This window comes from Amycolatopsis sp. NPDC059235, assembly GCF_042754125.1.
In the GTDB taxonomy this organism is placed as follows: Bacteria; Actinomycetota; Actinomycetes; order Mycobacteriales; family Pseudonocardiaceae; genus Amycolatopsis; species Amycolatopsis albidoflava.
Genome location: NZ_JBHZAG010000071.1, coordinates 19,967 through 39,407, shown reverse-complemented (window position 1 = coordinate 39,407; position 19,441 = coordinate 19,967). Strand labels below are relative to the sequence as shown.

General features: G+C 68.9%; 19 protein-coding genes. 6 read left to right on the top strand and 13 right to left on the bottom strand.

Going from position 1 to position 19,441, the window contains the following annotated elements; translation table 11 throughout:
• Positions 1–10: 10 nt before the first annotated feature.
• Genes ACFXI3_RS34695 through ACFXI3_RS34685 form a run of 3 tightly spaced genes read right to left on the bottom strand, consistent with a single transcriptional unit; the run spans position 11 to position 2,750 of the window.
• Positions 11–1,192, bottom strand: coding sequence for a thiolase family protein (locus ACFXI3_RS34695; protein ID WP_378405350.1), 1,182 nt, complete (start codon positions 1,190–1,192; stop codon positions 11–13).
• Positions 1,189–1,944, bottom strand: coding sequence for a CoA-transferase subunit beta (locus tag ACFXI3_RS34690; RefSeq protein ID WP_378405349.1), 756 nt, complete (start codon positions 1,942–1,944; stop codon positions 1,189–1,191). The genes ACFXI3_RS34695 and ACFXI3_RS34690 overlap by 4 nt, the downstream gene beginning before the upstream one ends.
• Positions 1,941–2,750 carry a CoA transferase subunit A gene (locus ACFXI3_RS34685; protein WP_344285926.1) on the bottom strand — a complete coding sequence of 270 codons (810 nt, stop codon included), beginning with the start codon at positions 2,748–2,750 and terminating at the stop codon, positions 1,941–1,943. Before ACFXI3_RS34685 ends, ACFXI3_RS34690 begins: the two co-directional genes overlap by 4 nt.
• Before the next feature lie 432 nt (positions 2,751–3,182).
• Between ACFXI3_RS34685 and ACFXI3_RS34680 the strand changes: the two genes are divergently transcribed.
• Complete coding sequence (locus ACFXI3_RS34680; protein WP_344285925.1) at positions 3,183–4,130, top strand: D-glycerate dehydrogenase; 948 nt, start codon at positions 3,183–3,185, stop codon at positions 4,128–4,130.
• Positions 4,127–5,254 (top strand): glycerate kinase, encoded by a 1,128-nt coding sequence (locus ACFXI3_RS34675; RefSeq protein ID WP_378405346.1) that lies wholly within the window; start codon positions 4,127–4,129, stop codon positions 5,252–5,254. Before ACFXI3_RS34680 ends, ACFXI3_RS34675 begins: the two co-directional genes overlap by 4 nt.
• A 222-nt stretch (positions 5,255–5,476) precedes the next feature.
• Here ACFXI3_RS34675 and ACFXI3_RS34670 read toward each other — a convergent pair whose 3' ends face one another.
• Entirely contained in the window at positions 5,477–5,782 is a 306-nt protein-coding gene (locus ACFXI3_RS34670) for an iron-sulfur cluster biosynthesis protein (RefSeq protein WP_344285923.1), read from the bottom strand.
• A 1,256-nt stretch (positions 5,783–7,038) separates the two neighbouring features.
• On the opposite strand from ACFXI3_RS34670, the gene ACFXI3_RS34665 reads away from it, so the two are divergent.
• Both ACFXI3_RS34665 and shbA read left to right on the top strand, forming a co-directional pair.
• On the top strand, positions 7,039–7,455 hold the full coding sequence (locus ACFXI3_RS34665) for a GtrA family protein (RefSeq protein ID WP_378405367.1): 417 nt from the start codon (positions 7,039–7,041) through the stop codon (positions 7,453–7,455).
• A gap of 325 nt (positions 7,456–7,780) precedes the next feature.
• Positions 7,781–8,437, top strand: a complete 657-nt coding sequence (shbA, locus tag ACFXI3_RS34660) for an RNA polymerase sigma factor ShbA (protein WP_344285921.1) — start codon at positions 7,781–7,783, stop codon at positions 8,435–8,437.
• Positions 8,438–8,539: 102 nt separating this feature from the next.
• Here shbA and ACFXI3_RS34655 read toward each other — a convergent pair whose 3' ends face one another.
• Genes ACFXI3_RS34655 through ACFXI3_RS34645 form a run of 3 tightly spaced genes read right to left on the bottom strand, consistent with a single transcriptional unit; the run spans position 8,540 to position 10,670 of the window.
• The gene (locus tag ACFXI3_RS34655) at positions 8,540–9,370 is read right to left on the bottom strand and encodes an amidohydrolase family protein (protein WP_378405344.1); all 831 of its coding nucleotides are present in this window, start codon (positions 9,368–9,370) and stop codon (positions 8,540–8,542) included.
• Positions 9,367–10,341, bottom strand: a complete 975-nt coding sequence (locus ACFXI3_RS34650; RefSeq protein ID WP_378405365.1) for an aldo/keto reductase — start codon at positions 10,339–10,341, stop codon at positions 9,367–9,369. The genes ACFXI3_RS34655 and ACFXI3_RS34650 overlap by 4 nt, the downstream gene beginning before the upstream one ends.
• A complete protein-coding gene (locus ACFXI3_RS34645; protein ID WP_378405342.1) occupies positions 10,338–10,670 on the bottom strand; it encodes an L-rhamnose mutarotase in 333 nt (110 codons plus the stop codon). The genes ACFXI3_RS34650 and ACFXI3_RS34645 overlap by 4 nt, the downstream gene beginning before the upstream one ends.
• Before the next feature lie 74 nt (positions 10,671–10,744).
• On the opposite strand from ACFXI3_RS34645, the gene ACFXI3_RS34640 reads away from it, so the two are divergent.
• On the top strand, positions 10,745–11,461 hold the full coding sequence (locus ACFXI3_RS34640) for a FadR/GntR family transcriptional regulator (protein WP_344285917.1): 717 nt from the start codon (positions 10,745–10,747) through the stop codon (positions 11,459–11,461).
• 842 nt (positions 11,462–12,303) lie between these two features.
• Here ACFXI3_RS34640 and ACFXI3_RS34635 read toward each other — a convergent pair.
• Genes ACFXI3_RS34635 through ACFXI3_RS34610 form a run of 6 tightly spaced genes read right to left on the bottom strand, consistent with a single transcriptional unit; the run spans position 12,304 to position 18,804 of the window.
• Positions 12,304–13,320, bottom strand: coding sequence for an ABC transporter permease (locus ACFXI3_RS34635; protein ID WP_378405340.1), 1,017 nt, complete (start codon positions 13,318–13,320; stop codon positions 12,304–12,306).
• Positions 13,313–14,815, bottom strand: coding sequence for a sugar ABC transporter ATP-binding protein (locus tag ACFXI3_RS34630; RefSeq protein ID WP_378405338.1), 1,503 nt, complete (start codon positions 14,813–14,815; stop codon positions 13,313–13,315). The genes ACFXI3_RS34635 and ACFXI3_RS34630 overlap by 8 nt, the downstream gene beginning before the upstream one ends.
• On the bottom strand, positions 14,812–15,852 hold the full coding sequence (locus tag ACFXI3_RS34625) for a sugar ABC transporter substrate-binding protein (RefSeq protein ID WP_377926069.1): 1,041 nt from the start codon (positions 15,850–15,852) through the stop codon (positions 14,812–14,814). Before ACFXI3_RS34625 ends, ACFXI3_RS34630 begins: the two co-directional genes overlap by 4 nt.
• A 39-nt stretch (positions 15,853–15,891) precedes the next feature.
• Positions 15,892–16,650 (bottom strand): SDR family NAD(P)-dependent oxidoreductase, encoded by a 759-nt coding sequence (locus ACFXI3_RS34620; protein WP_378405335.1) that lies wholly within the window; start codon positions 16,648–16,650, stop codon positions 15,892–15,894.
• Positions 16,647–17,948 carry an enolase C-terminal domain-like protein gene (locus tag ACFXI3_RS34615; RefSeq protein WP_378405333.1) on the bottom strand — a complete coding sequence of 434 codons (1,302 nt, stop codon included), beginning with the start codon at positions 17,946–17,948 and terminating at the stop codon, positions 16,647–16,649. Before ACFXI3_RS34615 ends, ACFXI3_RS34620 begins: the two co-directional genes overlap by 4 nt.
• A 1-nt stretch (position 17,949) precedes the next feature.
• Complete coding sequence (locus ACFXI3_RS34610; protein ID WP_378405331.1) at positions 17,950–18,804, bottom strand: fumarylacetoacetate hydrolase family protein; 855 nt, start codon at positions 18,802–18,804, stop codon at positions 17,950–17,952.
• Between the two features lie 367 nt (positions 18,805–19,171).
• Between ACFXI3_RS34610 and ACFXI3_RS34605 the strand changes: the two genes are divergently transcribed.
• The coding region (locus ACFXI3_RS34605) for a hypothetical protein (protein ID WP_378405329.1) at positions 19,172–19,441 on the top strand (270 nt) is incomplete at its 3' end.

Sequence of the window (19,441 nt, the reverse complement as noted above, 5' to 3'; positions counted from 1 at the left end):
CTCCCCTTTCTCAGCGATTCTCGAGCACGACTGCGAGACCCTGGCCGACGCCGATGCAGATCGCCGCGAGGCCCCAGCGGCCGCCGGTGCGGCGGAGCTGATGCGCCAGCGCGCCGATGATCCGGCCGCCGGACGCGCCGAGCGGATGCCCGATCGCGATGGCCCCGCCGTTGACGTTGACGATCTCCGGGTCGAGCTTCGACCATTCTTTCAGGCAGGCCAGCGACTGCGCCGCGAACGCCTCGTTGAGTTCCACCGCGGCGACGTCGCTCCAGCCGATGCCCGCCCGTTCGAGCGCGATCTCCGCCGCGCGCACCGGGCCGATGCCGAACACGTCCGGGTCGACTCCCGCGGCGCCGCGGCCGGCGATCCGGGCCAGCGGCGTCTTGCCAAGCCGCTCGGCCGCCGCCGCGTCACCGAGCAGCAACGCGGACGCACCGTCGTTCAGCGGCGACGCGTTGCCCGCCGTGACGGTGCCGTTTTCCTTGCGGAACACCGTTTTCAGCTTCGCGAGCTTCTCGGGCGTGGAGTCCGGCCGGATGCCCTCGTCCCGGGTGAGTTCGACGCCCTCCACCGGAACCACGTGGTCGTCGTAGAAGCCCTCGTCCCACGCCCGCGCGGCGTTCACGTGACTGCGCGCGGCGAACGCGTCCTGCTCGTCTCGGCTGATGCCGTAACGCTCGGCGAGAAGTTCGGTGGACTCGCCAAGGGAAACGGTCCACTGCGACGGCATCGCCGGGTTGACCATCCGCCAGCCGAGCGCCGTGTTGTACAGCGTCTGGTTGCCGGCCGGGAAAGCCTTGTCCGGCTTCGGCATCACCAGCGGCGAACGGCTCATCGACTCGACGCCGCCGGCGACCACGAGCGAAGCGTCGCCGACCTGGATCGCTCGGCTCGCCTGCATGGTCGCCTCGACGCCGGATCCGCACAGCCGGTTCACCGTCGCACCGGGAACCGACGTCGGCCAGCCCGCGAGGAGCGCAGCCATCCGCGCCACGTTCCGGTTGTCCTCGCCCGCGCCGTTGGCGTCGCCGAGCACCACTTCGTCCACAGTGGACGGGTCGAGCCCGTTGCGCTCGGCCAGCGCGCGCAGGACGCTCGCGGCCAGGTCGTCAGGGCGCACCCCGGAGAGAGCGCCGCCGTAGCGCCCGAAGGGAGTGCGGATCGCGTCGAGTACGTAAGCGTCGCTCATTCGCCGGCCTTCTTCAGTTCACGGAGCAGGGTCAGTTCGCGTTCAGTGGGCGCGGGAGTGGTCTTGAGGTCCGCGGCCGCCTTCAGTGTCCACCCGGTCGCTTCCACGACCTGTTCCAGTTCGATCCCGGGGTGCAGTTCGGTGAGCGTGAGCTCCGCGGTTTCCGGATCGGGCCGCATCAAACCGAGGTCGGTGACCACGAGCGTCGGCCCGGCTCCGCGCAGGCCGAGCCGTTCCCGGTCACCGCGCCCGGTGCCGTGGCCGAACGACGTCACGAAGTCGACCTTGTCCACGAAGGTGCGCTTGCTCTGCCGCAGCACGACGAACACTTCCTTGCAGGACGCGGCGATCTCCGGCGCCCCGCCCGCGCCGGGCAGGCGCACCTTCGGATCGCGGTAGTCGGATCCGATGACCGTGGTGTTGATGTTGCCGAACTTGTCCAGCTGCGCCGCGCCGAGGAACCCTACGTCGATCCGGCCGGGCTGCAGCCAATAGTTGAACACCTCGGGCACGCTGACGACGGCGTCGGCCGTATCAGCCAGCTCGCCGTCGCCGATCGACAGCGGCAGCCTGCTGGGTTTCGCGCCGAGACAACCGGATTCGTAGATCAGCGTGAGGTTCGGGGCGTGCGTGCGGCGGGCCAGGTTGGCCGCCGTGCTCGGCAATCCGATCCCGACGAAGCACGACATGCCTTCGCCGAGCGCGCGCGCCGCGGCGATGCTCATCATCTCGTCAGCGGTGTACTCGCTCATGCCTTCACCCCGGTCACGTCGTTCAGCCACTTGGCGAATTCCTCGCGGTCCCGGCCGATCTCGTCCCACGCCTGGTACGCCGCGTTGTCCCGCTCGTAGTACCCAGCCGCGTACGAGGGCGCCGCGCCGCGCGGCACCTCCGCCACCGCGGTGACCGCCCAGGACGGAAGAACGAGCGCGCCCGGACGGGGCTCCAGCTCGTCGACGACCTCTTCGACGGTGACCAGCGACCGCTTCGCCGCCAGCACCGCTTCCTTCTGCACGCCCGCGATGCCCCACAGCTGGACGTTGCCCGCCCGGTCGGCTCGTTGCGCGTGCACGATCGTGACGTCCGGGTTCAGCGCGGGCACCGCGGTGAGCTGTTCGCCGGTGAACGGGCAGGTGATCGGCTTGATCGTGTCCGTCTGCGCGGGCAGATCGGTGCCGGTGTAGCCGCGCAGCACGGCGAACGGCAGCCCGGAAGCGCCTGCGACATAACGGTTCGCCATGCCCGCGTGGCTGTGTTCCTCGATCTCCAGCGGCGCCGGCCACGAGTGCTGCACCGCGTCGCGGAACCGGTGCAGCGAGCCGACCCCGGGGTTGCCGCCCCACGAGAAGATCAGCTTGCTCGCGCAGCCCGCGCCGATGAGCTGGTCGTAGACGATGTCCGGCGTCATCCGCACGAGCGTGAGATTCCGCCTGCCCTGACGGATGATCTCGTGCCCGGCCGCCACGGGGATGAGGTGCGTGAAGCCCTCGAGAGCGACGGTGTCTCCGTCGTGCACCAGCTCGGCGATCGCCTCGCCGAGCGACAGCACCCTTGCCATCACGAGCCCTTCCGTCTGGATCTTCCTGCTTCCGCCGTTCCGTGCTAGCGTGTTCGCATAGCGCACAGAAGTTCTACATATGAACATAGCACGGTCCGGCCGCCCGCGGGAGTGCCAAAGGGTGAAGCGGGCGTCCGGTCAGACGGCACAAGACAACGCAAGGTTTGCGGGCTTCGAAAGGAAAGAGGTGATGCGATAAGACAACACGGTGCGCTAGGAGTCGGCGAACGGGTTTCGCGGCGACGCAGAGCGGCGCAGTCGGCGGCAGACCGGGATTTCGTTGCGTGGTACCGCAATGCGGAATTCGGGCACTGTCCGCCTCGGCGGCGTTCTGTCGCGGTTGGACGCTCCGTCGCAGCTCAGGCGGGTGTCCGGCGGTGAGCGCGCCGCGAACCTCGCCTGGGCGCCGCGGTCGGCATTAGGCTGCTCGGCATGCCGAAGATCGCTGTCACCCGCTGGATCCCGGACGAGGCCGTGCAGGTGCTCGGCGAGGCAGGCGAAGTCGAAATCTCGCCGGAGGACCGGCCGCTCACGCCCGAGGAACTGCGGAAGTTCGTCGCCGGATCGGCCGCGGTGGTGTCGATGCTGCACGACCGGATCGACGGCTCAGTCGCGGACGCGGCGGGCCCCGAACTGAAGGTCGTCGCCAACGTCGCGGTGGGCTACGACAACGTGGACGTCAGTGCACTGGCGGACCGCGGGGTCGTGGTCGCCAACACGCCGGGCGTGCTCACCGACGCCACCGCGGATCTCGCGTTCGGACTGCTGCTGGCCGTCTCGCGGCGACTCGGAGAAGGCGAACGTTTGCTGCGCGCACGGCAGCCGTGGTCGTTCCACCTCGGTTTCCTGCTCGGGTCCGGTTTGCAGGGCAAGACGCTCGGCATCGTCGGGCTCGGCCAGATCGGCCGCGCGGTGGCGAAGCGGGCGGCGGCGTTCGGGATGCGAGTCGTCTACTCCGGACGGTCGGCGAAGCCGGACTTCGACGGCGAGTTCGTGTCGTTCGACGAACTGCTGCGGCGTTCCGACTTCGTGTCGCTGCACTGTCCGCTGACTCCCGAGACCCGGCACCTCGTCGACGCGAACGCGTTGCGGGCGATGAAACCGAGTGCGTACCTCGTGAACACCACGCGCGGTCCGGTGGTCGACGAGTCGGCGCTGGCCGACGCGCTCGAAGCCGGCGAGATCGCGGGCGCGGCGCTGGACGTGTTCGAGAAGGAGCCGGACGTCGAGCCACGGCTGCTGGAGCGCGACGACGTGGTGCTGACGCCGCACCTCGGATCGGCGACGGTGGAAACGCGCACGGCGATGGCGGTGCTGGCCGCGCGCAACGTCGTCTCGGTGCTCGCCGGCGCCGAGCCGCTGACGGAGGTGGGCCGATGACCCGGGTCGTGATCGCACCGGACAAGTTCAAAGGAAGCCTGACCGCGGTCGAGGTGACGGAAGCGATCGCGCACGGCGTGCGCGACGCGTTGCCGGACGCCGAGATCTCCGCGTGCCCGGTCGCCGACGGCGGCGAAGGAACGCTGGAGGTGCTCGAGAACGCGGGCGGCTCGATGGTGCGGCTACCGGTGCGAGGCCCGCTCGACGAACCAGTCGAGGCGCGGTACGTGCTGCTCGACGGCACGGCCTACATCGAATCGGCGCGCGCGTGCGGCATCGAGTTCGTGACGCCGAGCCGGGAAGTCGCGCTCGCCGCGCACACGTGGGGCGTCGGCGAGTTGCTGAACGACGCCCTGGCCCGTGGAGCGCGGCGGCTCGTGCTGACTGTCGGCGGCACCGCGAGCACCGACGGCGGTGCCGGGATGCTGGCCGCGCTGGGAGCCGAGGTCGTCGACGCGTCCGGCGCGCCCGTCGGACTCGGCGGCGGGTCGCTGACTCAGATCGCGCGCGTCGACCTGCATCCGGTGCGGGAACGGCTGGGCGCAGTGCCGGTCGCGGTCGCGACAGATGTGACGAATCCGCTGCTCGGCGCAAACGGTGCGGCGGCCGTATTCGGCCCGCAAAAGGGTGCCTCGCCGGAGGACGTCCAAGTGCTCGACGAAGCCCTGTCGCACTGGGCGAAGGCGCTTGCGCACGCTGGCACGCCCGACGTGTCCGATCTCCCCGGAGCCGGGGCCGGCGGAGGCGTCGCGGCGGGAGCGATCGCCGGGTTCGGTGCGACGGTCGAGTCCGGCTTCGACCTGATCGCCGCGTTGACCGGCGTTGATGCCGCACTGACCGGCGCCGACCTGGTGATCACCGGCGAGGGCTCGCTGGACGAACAATCACTGTCCGGCAAGGCTCCGGCGGGCATCGCGGCTCGCGCCGGGCGGACGGGCATCCCGCTGCTGGTGCTCGCCGGACGGATCCAGCTGGACGCGGACGCGCTGGCCGGCTTGGGCGTCGTGGGCAGCGGCGCGCTGATCGACCACGCGCCGTCACTGGACTACGCCCGCTCCCACGCCGCGGAGCTGCTGCGCGAACGGGCGGCGGTGCTGGTGCGGGACTGGCTGCGCACTAAGTAGCAGAAGCGCTCCCGCGATCACCCGCAGGAGCGCTTCTGCTCAACAACGAAGCCGTCTTGGACAACCCATGTCTTGGACGGCGGTGCCACCCAGGGATCGGCCATGGATCAACTCGCCGGGTCCGGACGTCGCGAGACCTCCGGCAGTACCGGCGAACGGCACACGGGATCAGCCGGCGGACACCGCCGCGCGAAACCCCGTGGCCGGGCGCTTGTGCAGCCGTCAGGCGGACTGCTGCTGGGGCAGGACGGCGAAGGCGACGTCGCCGGTGTCGTCCTGCTGAACGTCGAGGACCTTGTCGTCGAGCAACGCGGCTGCCTGCGGCTCGAGGAAGACCTTCGCCCCGCCGTCGGCACCGACGATACGGTCGCCGTCCTCCGGGGCCGGGGCGACCGACAGCGCCAGTTGGGCGCCGTCGCCTTCCATGCTCTGCAGCGCGAAGCGCAGGCCGCTTTCTTCGGAGCCAGTGCCTTGTTCAGCGGTCAGCGCGGTGATCGCCTCGGCGGCGGCTTCGGTAACGGTCAGCATCTTTCGGCCTTCCCTTCGTCGCAGTCGGATGCGCACGGTCGGTTGCAGGGTGGTTTTTCACGCTAAAGGCGGCACGACGGTCGCGCAGTGTGAGCGCGAGACCGCTGCCGCGACGGTGGAACCTGTCACAAATACGTTTGAGATCAGGATCTTCGGGCCATAGCCGACCGGATCGCGTCAGCGACCGTGCAGCCCCCGTGGTCGACCCGCTCGCCCGGCCTGGGATCCGCGGGCCAGCCAGTCCCGGCCGAGTCGAACGGCCTCGACCCGGCTTCGCCCGCTCTGCCCGGCTCGCCGGTGTTGGCCGATTCCTCGCCCGGCCCGCCGGACACCGGCGGCCGAACCTCTGGCGGCTCCCCCGCACGCTGACTTTCCCGGACCTCGCCAGAACCTCTTTCGGCACGCATCGCCGCTCTGGGCGCGGGCGCACGGAACGGGTCGACGCGGGAACTGTCCGCACTGGGTGCTTCACTCTCGCGGAGAGCGTCGTCACCGGAACCGCTCACGGGCACCTCCCGGAAGTCCGGATTGTTCGTGGTGAGCTACCCGAGGCGCCTTCCGGTGAAACGGGCCAAACGGCTGTCGCCGGAATCACAGTGGTTCCTGCGGTCTGCCAGGGCGTCAGCGGGCTGAGCGGAGCTAGCGTCAGAACTATGACCACCACCAGGTGGATGCCGCGCGGCCGGATCGGACTCCGCCCCCGGCGCAAACCCGGCCCGGACGCCGCTGGCAACGCCCCGCTCGGCGACGTCGCGATCGACGCCATGCCGGAATACCGCGCGCTCGACGAGCCTTCGGGCCGCTCCTCGATCCTCGATGAAGCCGCCGAGCAGCTCTACCCAGCCGCACTCGACGATCACCGCGCCGCACCGGACGCTGACGCCGACCGCCGCGGGGAAAACGCCCGTCGCCATTCAACGGCCAACGCTCTCCGCGAAGCGACAAACGCTACCGACGAACCACGACACCCGGTCGCCGCCGGGCAACCCGCCAGTCGCCACCCAGCGGCTAATCCGAACGGCACTCACCACCAGGCGACAACTGGCGACGCCGACCAGCGTCCGGCAGAGCCCGCTAGCGACATCTCCGCTAAAGCTGGCCGTCCACCACAGCCCACAACGGATCTAGCAACCGAAGCTAACGCGGACCGACCGCACCCGAATTCGGTCGCCGTCTCCACCGCGCATTCCGCATCTCCGGCCGTCGCCGATAATCGGCCAAACCGCTCCGCCGACCGCACCGCCCGTCGCCGTGAGATCGGTGGCCATGCTGCTTGGTACCTGGCCGCCGGTGTCGTCACCACCGGGCTGCAGGCCGTTCTCTTCCTCGCCTTCCGCCCGGAAATCGGCGCGCAATGGGCGAATCTCGCCGCGCTCGCGATCACGACAGTCGGCAACACCGAGTTCCACCGACGCGTCACGTTCGCCAAACGGAGCAGCCGCGCGGACAAGCGGCACCTTCAGGATCTCGTCACTTTCGCCTTCTACGCCGGCTACGGATCGGCCGTTCTCGCGGCCCTCGACGCCGTCGTCGCGCAGCCCTCCGCCGGGCAGCAAACGGCCGCGCTTCTCGCGGCCAGTTTCGTCGGCGGGGTCGTCCGGTTCGCGGTTCTGCGTTGGTGGGTTTTCGCCAGGACACGGCGAACGGACGCGCCACAAGATCACCAACGGTAGTGGAACCCGTTCTACCCGCAGTGCGACCACTCTCTGTTGCGCTACCCGGCTATCACTCTTCGTGACGCATCAAATCGGACATCCGCACATGCTGCGAGGCCGGATTCGTACTGTGCGTCGGCGGGTCTCGTTTGTGTCAAGACCACTGCTGCTAACGGGGTATTCGTAGTTGAAATGTGGACGGTCGGCCTCCGGCCGCTTAAGGTTACGGAGCGTCGCAACGATCGCAGTGCTCCCCCCGTTCGATTGGAGTACTTGCGACCGCAACATCACAGAGTGTTGACCCCAAGACAGCGACGGTCGCAGGGTTGCCGGGGAGACGACCATGACAGCACCGTCGAAGACGTCCCGTACTGCGGTGTCCGGCGTCGCGGGCTACGTGAGCCCTGCGACGCTGCCCCGGTCCGGTGGACGCCTGACCAAGGAAGACCTCGACCCGCTCGTACGCGCCGCGGGTCAGGGCGATCAAGCCGCGATCGCCGATTTGCTGCACGTGCTCCGCCCTGTCGTCGCCCGTTACTGCCGGGCCCGGATGGGCGGCCGCGACCTCTCTTACCTCGCCGCCGACGACGTCGCGCAGGACGTCTGCATGGCCGTTCTCAAGGCCCTTCCCGATTATCAGGACCGCGGCGGCTCGTTCCTTTACCTCGTGCACGCGATCGCGGCCAACAAGGTCGCGGACGCCTACCGGGCCGTCGCGCGCGACCGTTCCGAGCCGGTTCCCGAACTGCCCGAACACCCGCTCGCCGGCGGCAACGAGCCGGAATCGCACGCGCTGCGCCTCGACCTCGGCAGCCGTCTGCAGGAGCTGCTCACCCGCCTCGCCCCGCTGCAGCAGGAGATCCTGGCGCTGCGCATCGTCGTCGGCCTGAGCGCGAACGAGACCGCTGAGACGCTGGGCATTTCGGCCGGCAACGTCCGCGTGACGCAGCACCGCGCGCTGTCCAAGCTCCGCGAGATGGTGCAGGGCCAGGACTTCTGAGCCGGTTTCGTCACTCGAACGGCTGGAACACCGGCGCGGGCCGCTGAATAGGTCGACAGGCTCTGCTTCGCGCGGCACGCTGGATTTAGCCCGCCGCATCTCTCAGCTCAATTCATAAACGCGTGCCGCCGTGTGCTCGAAGACGTCCAGCCGTTCTGGGTCGCTCAGCATTCCGGTCAGTGACACTGCCGCGTCCAGTACGACTTCGTACGCCGCAGCCAGTTCGCACACGGGCCAGTCGGAGCCGAACATGACCCGGTTCGCGCCGAACGACTCGAAAATGTGGTCTGCGTAGCGGCGCAGGTGGCCAACCTGCCATTCGCGCCAGTCGGCTTCCGTCACCAAGCCGGACAGCTTGCAGTGCACGTTCTCGTGCGCGGCCAGCGATGCGACGCCGTCTGCCCACGGCTGCCATTCGCCGGCTGCGATGCCCGGTTTCGCGGCGTGGTCGAGGACCAGTCGCAGATCCGGCAAGCGTTCGGCGACCTGCCGGGCGGCGGCGAGCTGCGCCGGTGTCACGAGCAGGTCGTAGACCAGGCCGGCGGTGCCGACCGCGGTCAGGCCGCGCAGGATTTCCGGACGCAGCAGCCAATCCGGGTCCGGTTCGTCCTCGACCTGGTGCCGGATGCCGACCAGCGGGCCCAGTTCGCGCAGCCGGGCGAGCCGGTCGGACAGGTCCGGGGCGGCGAGGTCGACCCAGCCGACCACGCCTGCCACCAGCGGCTCGGCCGCGGTCGTGGCGAGGAACTCCTCGGTTTCCGCCTCGTCCGAAACGGTCTGCACCAGCACAGTGGCGTGGACGCCGGCCGCCGTGGTCACTGCGCGCAGGTCGTCGACGGTGTATGGCTTGCGGATCGGAGCCAGCGCGTCGCCGGACATCCACGGGTACTCGCGGCGCGCCGGATCCCACAGGTGGTGGTGCGAATCGATCACTGGGCTCCTCCGGACGCGACGGGGCGGGCGGCCGACCGCAACAAGCCAGCGTCGGCGAGGTCGTCCCACAGTACGGCCGGGATATTCGCCGCTGCGCGGCGAACGTTCAGCGACACCTGGTCGGCATCGTGCGCGCCGACGACCACCGACACCACCGCGGGGTGCGTGCGCGGCAACGCGAGCGCGGCCTCCGGCAGCGAAACACCGTGCTGTGCGCAGATTTCCGCGATTTTCTGCGCTTTCTCAACGAGATCCGCAGGCGCGGCCGTGTAATCGTAAATAGTGCCGGGTTGTTCGGTGGCGAGAATTCCGCCGTTGAACACTCCGCCGGCCACGACGCCGACGCCGCGTTCGACGCACAGCGGCAACAACTCGTCCAGTGCCGGCTGGTTCAGGAGGGTGTAGCGACCGGCCATCAGAACATGGTCGAGATCGAACCGGCGCACGAATTCCGCCAGCATCGGCGCCTGGTTCATCCCGGCCCCGATCGCACCCACGACTCCCTGCTCCCGTAACTCCAGCAATGCCGGGAACGCGCCAGAAACCGCTTCCTCGAAATGATCGTCCGGATCGTGCACGTACACCAGATCGATGCGGTCGAGACCCAGTCGTTCCAGGCTCGACTCCAGCGAACGCAACACCCCGTCGCGACTGAAATCCCAGCGGCGGCGGTAAGTCCCGGGGACGTCGAAGCCCTGGTCGTCGCGTTCCCCGGGAGCCACCGCACACGGCTCCAGCACCCGTCCCACTTTCGTGGACAGGACGTACTCGGCGCGCGGATACGCCGCCAGCACAGCGCCGAGCCGGCGTTCGGACAGTCCGAGCCCGTAGTGCGGCGCAGTGTCGAAGTAGCGAATCCCCTCGTCCCACGCCCGCCGCACGCTCGCCGCGGCGGTTTCGTCCGGCACCGCGTGATAGAGGTTGCCCAGCTGCGCGCCGCCGAGCCCCAGCGGGGGAAGGTCCACGATCACCCCTCCGCCGGGAGTTGCCACACCAGCCCGAGGCTGTGCGCGACGTCGGAATGGTCGAGGTCGAGGAGTTCGTTGATCCGTTTCTGCCATGCGATGTCGGCCGGGTCGTCGGCGAGTTTCGCGCGCATCTGCTCGAAATCGTCCACCTCGACGAAGTGGAACAGGTCGAGCCCGTCGCGCCAGATCCGCCACGAGCGCACCCCGGCGCGGCGCAACGCGGCGTCCAGATCCTGCGGGATCACCGCGTGCACCTCCTCGTAGGTTTTCTCCATTCCGGGCTTGAGCCGGGTGCGCAATGCGACCGTTTGCGGCGCCGGGCCGTGGGTCATCGTTCCTCCTGACGGGAGTCGTGGCACGCTATAGGGGGTAAACATCCGAGGTCTCTGCAGGGAGGGCGGTCCCGATGCCCGTCACCGATGTCGCGATCGACAAGATCAAGGACATGATCATTTCGGGCGAGCTGGCCCCGGGCGACCGGCTCCCCAAGGAGGCCGAGCTGGCACAGCGGCTGGGGCTGTCCCGCAGTTCGCTGCGGGAAGCGGTCAAGGCGCTGTGCCTGATCCGGGTGCTGGACGTGCGCCAGGGCGACGGCACGTACGTCACCAGCCTGGAGCCGAACCTGCTGCTCGACGCGATGACCTTCGTCGTCGATTTCCACCGCGACGACACCGTGCTCGATTTCCTTGCCGTGCGGCGGATTCTGGAGCCCGCGGCGACGGCGATGGCGGCGCTGCACATGCGCGACGAGGACGTCGCCGAGCTCGGCGCCCTGCTCGGCGAACTGGAGGACTCGCCGACCGTCGAGGCGCTGGTGGCCAACGATCTGCAGTTCCACCGCAAAATCGCGGACGGCTCGGGCAACCCGGTGCTGTGCTCGCTGCTCGAAAGCCTCTCCGGCCCGACAGCGCGAGCCCGCATCTGGCGCGGCCTCACCCAGGAAGGCGCGGTGGCCCGGACCCGAGAACAACACGCCGCGATCTACGACGCGATCGCCGCCCGCGAACCAGAACTGGCCCGCTCGTGGGCGACGGTGCACGTGGCCGGAGTGGAGCAGTGGCTGCGCAGCACCCTGGTCGAGGACGCCGCGGCCGGCGATGACGCCGAGCCCGCCGCTTCCTGACCGGACAGGCAGTGCAGCGTTCCCTCCCCGGACGGAGACGACGGCAGTCCCTGACTGGACGGCGAGCGCGGCGTTCTCTGACCGGACGGAGGCGACGGCAGTCCCTGGCCGGATGGCGATGGCAGCGGCTTCTATGCGGTTTGTTGTGATGACGGGTCCCTTCCTTCCGTGCCGATCGGAGTGAAGGGACCCGTCGCTCGCATTCGGTTGGAGTGAAGGGGACTTTCGCGCCTGCAGAACGGGAGTGACGGGACCCTTCACCCCATGACGAGCGAAGCGGATGGACCCCTCACCCACGCCCGGCCGGAGCGAGGGGGACTTTCGAGCATCCGGCCGCACGGAGACCGCCAGGCACCAAACCGGCAGGAGCGACGGGGCCCGTCGCGCACGCCCGACCGAAGCGGTAGAGACTCGTTCGCCGACCGGCGGGGTGAAGGGTCCCTTCGTGGACTCCGGCCCTTGTGCGGTGAAGGGACCCCTCACCGCACAAGACGCGGCGGAGAGGCAGAGCGCAGCAGCGGTGGAAGCGGCGGCGCAGCCAGGAGCGACAGCGCGACGGGGAACGACGGCGGAGCTGGACGCGCAGGCGGACGGGAAAGAGCCCAGGGACTCCGAGTCTGCGTGGGAGCCGTTCGCAGGCCTTCCCGCCGAGCAAGCCACCACGCCAACCGTCGAACCGCCCACGGCACCAGCCAATGGACCACCCACCAGGGCAGTCCACAAGCCACTCGCTGGGTTGCCGCCCCACAAGGAACTCACCCGGCCAGCCACCACACCGCCCAACAGGCCACCCGCCAGGCCGACAAGCCGAGAAGGTCGGATGATCACCGAACCTCCGCCGATCAGGTCTGGGGCTTTCCGCCGGCATACCGGCTGATGATCAACGCGATCAGGATGATCCCGCCGTAAATCGCCTTCAGCCATTCCGCCGGGACCTGGGCGATGCGCAGCAGGCTGTCCACCGACTGCAGCAACAGCACCCCGGTCAGCGCCCCGACCAGCGTGCCCCGGCCGCCGTCCAGGGAGACGCCGCCGATTACCGCGGCGGCGAACACCTGCAGGATCAGGCCGTCGCCCTGGTCGGCGCCGAGAGCGCCGACGTAGCCCGTGTACGCGAGGCCGCCGATGGCCGCCAGCACACCGGCTACCACGAATACCGCCCACGAGATCCGGTCCACCCGGATGCCCGCGGCCCGTGCCGCTTCCCGGTTGCCGCCGATTGCGTACAGTGAGCGGCCGACTCGGTGGTAGCGCAGGCCCAGCCCGAAGACCACGAACAGCACCGCCGCGAGCCACACCGACATGGGCAGTCCGGCGAACGTCGTCGTCGCCAAGGCGGTGAAGGCGTCCAACTGGTCGAAAAGCGTCTTGCCGTTCGTCGTGCCGATCTGGGTTCCGCGCAGGACAGTCAGCATCGCCAGCGTCACGATGAACGCGTTCAGCTTCAGCTTCACGATCAGGAAGCCGTTCACGAAACCGATCAACGCGCCCACCACGGGGATCGCCACCAGGCCGAGCACGGAGGGCCATTCGGTGCCGAAGCCGGAGGACGCCGCCGGGATGACCAGCATCGCGCCGATCGCGGGAGCGATGCCCATCGTGGATTCCAGCGACAGGTCGAACTTGCCGGTCAGCAGCACCAGCGACTCGCCCAGCACGACCAGCGACAGCGCGGCCGCCGCGGAGAGGATGCTGATGATGTTGTCGAAGGTGAAGAACGTGTCGCTGATCAGCCCGCCGATCACGAACACCACCACGAGCGCGGGCAGCAGCGCCAGTTCTCGCAGCCACGCCGACTTCCGGCGCTTCGCGCGCACTGCGGGCGGCGCCGTCTGCGGGTCGCTCATCAGGTCAGTCATGGAGCCCGACTCCTTCGATATCCGCCACCAGATCCCCGTCGGACCAGCCGGCCTGATGGACGGCGGCCACCCCGCCGGCGCGCAGCACCAGCACCCGGTCGGCCAGGCGCAGATCATCCAGCTCGTCGCTCACGAGCAGCACCGCCTTCCCCTCGGCCCGCACCCGGTCCACGACCGCGAGCAGGGCCTCCTTCGACTTCACATCCACTCCCGCGGTGGGATTGATCAGCACCACCACGCGTGGGTCGCTCTCCAGCGCCCTGGCGAGCACCACTTTTTGCTGATTTCCGCCGGACAGGTCCGAAACTGGCTGGTCCGGACTGGCGGCCACGATGTCGTAATCGCTCAGAGCGCGTGCTCCGCGTTCGCGACGGACCTTCGGGGACGCCAGGCCGCCGCGGCCCATCCGGTCGAGCACGGACAGGGTCGCGTTGTCCATAATGGAGTGTTCCAGCACGAGACCTTCGTGGTGCCGATCCCTTGGGACACAGCCGATTCCTGCGCGCAGGGCAGCGGGGATATCACCGGCGGGCAACCGTGTTCCGTCTACCGCAATGGTTCCTGAAGTGGGTGCACGCAGGCCATACACGGTCTCGGCGACCTGGTGTTTGCCGCTCGCGTTGCTGCCAGCGAGGCCGACTACCTCCCCGCGATGGACCCGAAGCGAGACGTCATGGAAACCGTCGCCGGACAGATCATCGACGGTGAGCACCTCTTCAGCGTCCACCGCCAGCGGGTCGCGGGTGGCTGCGTCGCGCACGGCGAGGCCGCCCTGCTCCCCCGTCATCGCGTCGACCAGCGCCGCGCGGCTGACCTCTGAGACGGGCGCGGTGAGCACGTGCCGGGCGTCGCGCAGGACGGTAACCGCTTGGCACACCTCGTAGACCTCGTGCAGGTGATGCGAGATGAACAGGAACGTGACGCCGTTCTCCTGCATTTGCCGCATGCGGTCGAAGAGCCGCTCGATGGCCTGGCTGTCCAGCTGCGCGGTCGGTTCGTCCAGCACGATGAACCGGGCGCCATAACTCAACGCACGAGCGATTTCGACGAACTGACGGTCCTCAACGGACAGATCGCCCGCCGGAGTGTCCACATCGACCCGGACGTCCCAGGAGTCCAGCAGCTCTCGCGCCTGACGACGCAGCTTCTTCCAGCCGATCGAGAATCCGCCCTGCGCCTGTCGGTTCAGGAAAAGATTCTCCGCGACCGTCAGCTGCGGCACCACCATCGCGTGCTGATACACGCACGCCACGTGCGCCTTCCAATCGTCCTGTTTGGACAGCGAAGGAGCACGGACACCGCCGAAGGAAACACTGCCGGTGTCCGTTTCGGACAGTCCAGTGAGGATGGACACCAGGGTGGACTTGCCCGCCCCGTTGCGGCCGACGAGTGCGTGTGACTCGCCGGGCCGCACGGTGAGGCTGACGTCGTGCAGCGCCACGGTTGGCCCGTACCGCTTCCCGACGCCGTCCGCCTGCACTACCGGCGCGCTCACAGGTTGTTACCCCACAACGCTTTGTCGTCCACGTTGTCCTTGGTCACGACCGGCGCGGGCAGCTGGTCTTCCAGGATGCCGGGGCTGATCTCGACAATCGTGGAGTCGTGGTCGGTCGGGCCCGGCTTGAACGTCTCGCCCGCCATCGCCTTCTTGAGCCAGTACATGCCGTACTTGGCGTAGGCGTCGGCAGGCTGCGAAACGGTCGCGTCGAGTTCGCCGTTGCGGATCGCGGTGAGTTCCTGCGGGATGCCGTCGTTGCTTACCAGCACCACGTGCTTCGGATCGCCGACCGGGAAGAACAGGTTCTTGCGCTTGAGCGCCTGCTCGGTCGGCGCGAGGTAGACGCCGCCCGCCTGCATGTAGACGCCCTTGATGTCCGGGTTCGCGGTCAGCAGACTGTCCAAACCGGACGAAGCCTTGTCCGCCTTCCACTCCGCCGCGACCTCGAGCACCTTGACGTCCGGGTACTTCTGCTTCATGCACTCGCGGAACGCCGCCGACCGGTCGCGGCCATTGACCGACGCCAGGTCGCCCATCACCTGAACGACCTTGCCGCTCTTCACGCGCTTGCCGATTTCGTCGCACGCCTTGGTTCCGTACGCCTTGTTGTCCGCGCGGACCACCATCGCGACCTTGCCGCTCTCCGGCGCGACGTCCACCGCGACCACCGGGACGCCCTTGTTTTCCGCCTGCTTCAGCCCGGCGACGACGGCGGCCGAGTCGAGCGGCGTGACGACGAGCCCCTTGACACCCTGGTTGAGCAGCGTGCCGATGTCCGTGATCAGCTTCGCCGGATCGCTGTCGGCGTTCACCGTGGGCAGCGCGTCGAGCCCTTGCTCTTTCGCCATCTGCGGCACGTATTTGTTGTAGGCCTGCCAGAACGGCGAGGTCAGCAGGGGCAGCGTCGCCCCGACCTTGCCGGTGCCGCCGCCGCCCGCCGCGGCCGCCGGTTTGTCCTTAGTGGACCCGCACGCACCGAGCACCAAACCGCAGGCGGCCACCGCGGCGGCCAGCCGGATCACCTTCGTACGCACCGCATCCTCCTTGATGACAGGCCTTCTTGGCTGAGCAGATCAGTTCTGCACGGGTCCGCGCGGGCGCAGGCCGTACATGCCGCCGTCCACCGCGAGCGCGGTGCCGGTAGTCGATGCCGAAAGCGGGCTGGCCAGGTACGCGATCGCGTTCGCGACCTCGTCCGCGGTCACCAGCCGCCCCATCGGCTGGCGGGCGGCGAGCGCCTCCCGTTCGGCCGACGGGTCCGCGGCGGTGTCGAGCAGCCTGCCGACCCACGGGGTGTCCGCGGTGCCGGGGCACACGCAGTTGACGCGGATCCGGTCCGGCAGGTGGTCGGTGGCCATCGCGAGGGTCAGCGACAGCACCGCGCCTTTCGTGGCCGAGTAGAGCGCTCGCGCGGGCAATCCGGCCCACGCTGCGATCGAGCAGGTGTTCACGACCGCCGCTGCAGGCGAGTTTTTCAAATGCGGCAAGGCAGCCCGGGCCGTGCGCACCATGCCGACCACGTTCACGTCATACGCGCGGTGCCATTCATCGTCGTCGTTCGCGGTGACGTCGCCCTGCGCGCCGATTCCTGCGTTGTTGATCAGGATGTCGAGCCTGCCGAAGCGTTCGGCCACCGCGTCGACAGCGGCACGGACCTCGGCGTCGGACGTCACGTCGCAGCGGAATCCGGTCAGCGGCTCGGGAACCTCGTCGGTCTTGAGGTCGAGCACCGCCACCTGCGCGCCGCGCTGGGCCAGCAGGTTCGCCGTGGCCAGGCCGATGCCCGACGCGCCGCCGGTGACCGCGGCGACCAGGCCGTCGAATTCGCTCACTGCGCGTTCTCCGTCCATTCAGGACCGTCCGGGAAGCTGAACCGGCGCAGCGTAGCGTCGTGCATCCGCGCGGAAAAGCCCGGCAAGGTCGGGGCGAGGTAGCGGCCGTCGCGCACGACGGCCGGATCGGTGAAGTGGTCGTGCAGGTGGTCGACCCATTCGATGCTGCGGTCTTCGTCCGAACCGGACACTGCCACGAAGTCGAACATGGACAGATGCCGCACCAGCTCGCACAGCCCGACACCACCGGCGTGCGGGCACACCGGAACACCGAATTTCGCTGCCAGCAACAGGATCGCGAGATTCTCGTTCACTCCGCCGACGCGCGCGGCGTCCAACTGCAGCACGTCGATCGCGCCGGCCTGCAGCAATTGCTTGAACACGACACGGTTCTGGACGTGTTCACCGGTGGCGACCTTGATCGGCGCGAGCGCCTTCGCGATGGCCGCGTGGCCGAGGACGTCGTCCGGCGAAGTCGGCTCTTCAATCCAATATGGATCGAATGGTGCCAGAGCGGTCATCCACGACACTGCCGTCGCGACATCCCAGCGCTGGTTGGCATCGACCGCGATCCGGATGTCCGCCCCGACGGTCTCGCGAGCGAGTTTCATCCGCCGGACATCGTCCTCGAGATTCCCGCCGACCTTCAGTTTGATCATCTCAAACCCGTCGGCGACGGCCTGCTCGGCCAGCCGCACCAGTTTCGCGTCGGAGTAGCCGAGCCAGCCCGCCGACGTGCTGTACGCGCGATAGCCGTCGGCCTCCAGCTTGGCGATCCGTTCGGCTTTCCCGGATTCAGCAGCGCGCAAAATGTCGAGCGCTTCTTGTTCGGTGAGCGCGTCCGAGAGATACCGGAAGTCCACAAGGGACACCAGCTCCTCCGGCGTCATCCGCGACGCGAACTTCCACAACGGAAGTCCGGCACGGCGCGCGGCGAGGTCCCAGGCGGCGTTGACGATCGCGCCGATCGCCATGTGCGCGACGCCTTTTTCCGGCCCCAGCCAACGAAATTGCGAGTCCCCGACCAAAGCCCGCGACAGCGCGCCGAGCGCTTCCGCGTCCTCCGGCACGTCGCGGCCGACCACATGCGGTGCGAGCGCGCGGATCGCGGCGGCCTGCACGTCGTTGCCTCGTCCGATGGTGAACGCGAGACCGTAGCCGTCCGGTCCGGCGTCGGTGTGCAATTCGACGTAAGCCGCCGAATAGTCGGGATCAGGGTTCATCGCGTCCGAACCGTCGAGGTCGCGCGACGTCGGGAACCGGACGTCCCGGACCTCCATGGCCACGATTTTCGCCATGTCAGGCCTGCCCGAAGGTCTGGCGCTGCTTGCCGAGGCCGTCGATTTCCAACTCGACGACGTCGCCCGCGCGCAGGTACGGCTTCGGCTCGGGCTGCCCGAGCGCGACGCCTTCGGGGGTGCCGGTGTTGATCAGGTCGCCGGGGCGCAGCACCATGAACTGGCTCAGGTAATGGATGATCTCGGCGACGCCGAAGACCATGTCCTTTGTGGACGAATCCTGCACCTTCTCGCCGTTGACCCAGGTGCGCAGGCCGAGCGCCTGCGGGTCGGGAATCTCGTCGGCGGTCACCAATTCCGGGCCGAGTGGGTTGAAGGTCTCGCAGTTCTTGCCCTTGTCCCACTGGCCGCCGCGGTTCAGCTGGAAATCGCGCTCGGAGACGTCGTTGGACACGACATATCCGGCGACGTGCGCCAGTGCCTCGTCCACGCTTTCCAGGTAGCGCGCGGTTTTCCCGATGACGACGCCGAGTTCGACCTCCCAGTCGGTAGCCGTGGAACCGCGCGGGACGAGCACCTCGTCGAACGGTCCGACCATCACGTCGGGCGCCTTCATGAACAGCACCGGCTCGGTCGGCACGGCCGCGCCGGTTTCCTCGGCGTGCCGGCGGTAGTTCATGCCGATGCAGACGATCTTGCCCGGCGCGGCGATCGGCGCGCCGACCCGCAGCCCGGCCCCGTCGACGACCGGCAGTTCCCCGGCCGCGAGCGCCCGCGCGGCCTTCGCCGGCCCGTCGCCGGCGAGGAACGCGCCGTCGATGTCCGGCGTGACCCCGGAGAGGTCGTGGAGGGTGCCGTCACCGGCACGGACGAACGGACGCTCAGCCCCCGCTGCCCCGAGACGCACAAACCGCACGGACGAACCCCTCTCTCGACACCCGCTTCGCGATACATCCGATGTATAGCGCATGGGTGGGCGGCAGATCTAGAGGGAAGCGGGATTTGGTCGGGAAATTGATCCGATCACCGGGCTGCCAGGTGGATAACGGACACTCGTCCTGGCGGGGAGGTCCCGCCAGGACGAGGAAGACGGTGCGGCGCGGATGGGACCGAATGACGCGGCTGGACCGCGGCGGCGGACGGCTGAGGGTTCGGCTTCGCACGGCGGAGGGGAAGGCGGCGAGTTGAGGGCGGGCAGCGGCGGATCTGGGGAAGCGGAGGGGCGCGGTTCCCGAGACAGCTCCGACGCGGCCGGTGGGCGGGGCGTCGGCGATGAGAGCGGAGTGCACGAGACCGGCGGCGAAAAGCCGCGCGGGCATCGAGACCGCCTCGACGCACCGGGTCGGCAGGGCATCGGCGACAAGGACGAGATGCGCGAGACCGGCAGCGAAAGCCCGCTCGGGCACGGAGACAGCCCCGACCCGGCGGGCGGGCGGGGCGTCGGCGATGAGAGCGGGGTGCACGAGACCGGCGGCGAAAAGCCGCGCGGGCATCGAGACCGCCTCGACGCACCGGGTCGGCAGGGCATCGGCGACAAGGACGAGATGCGCGAG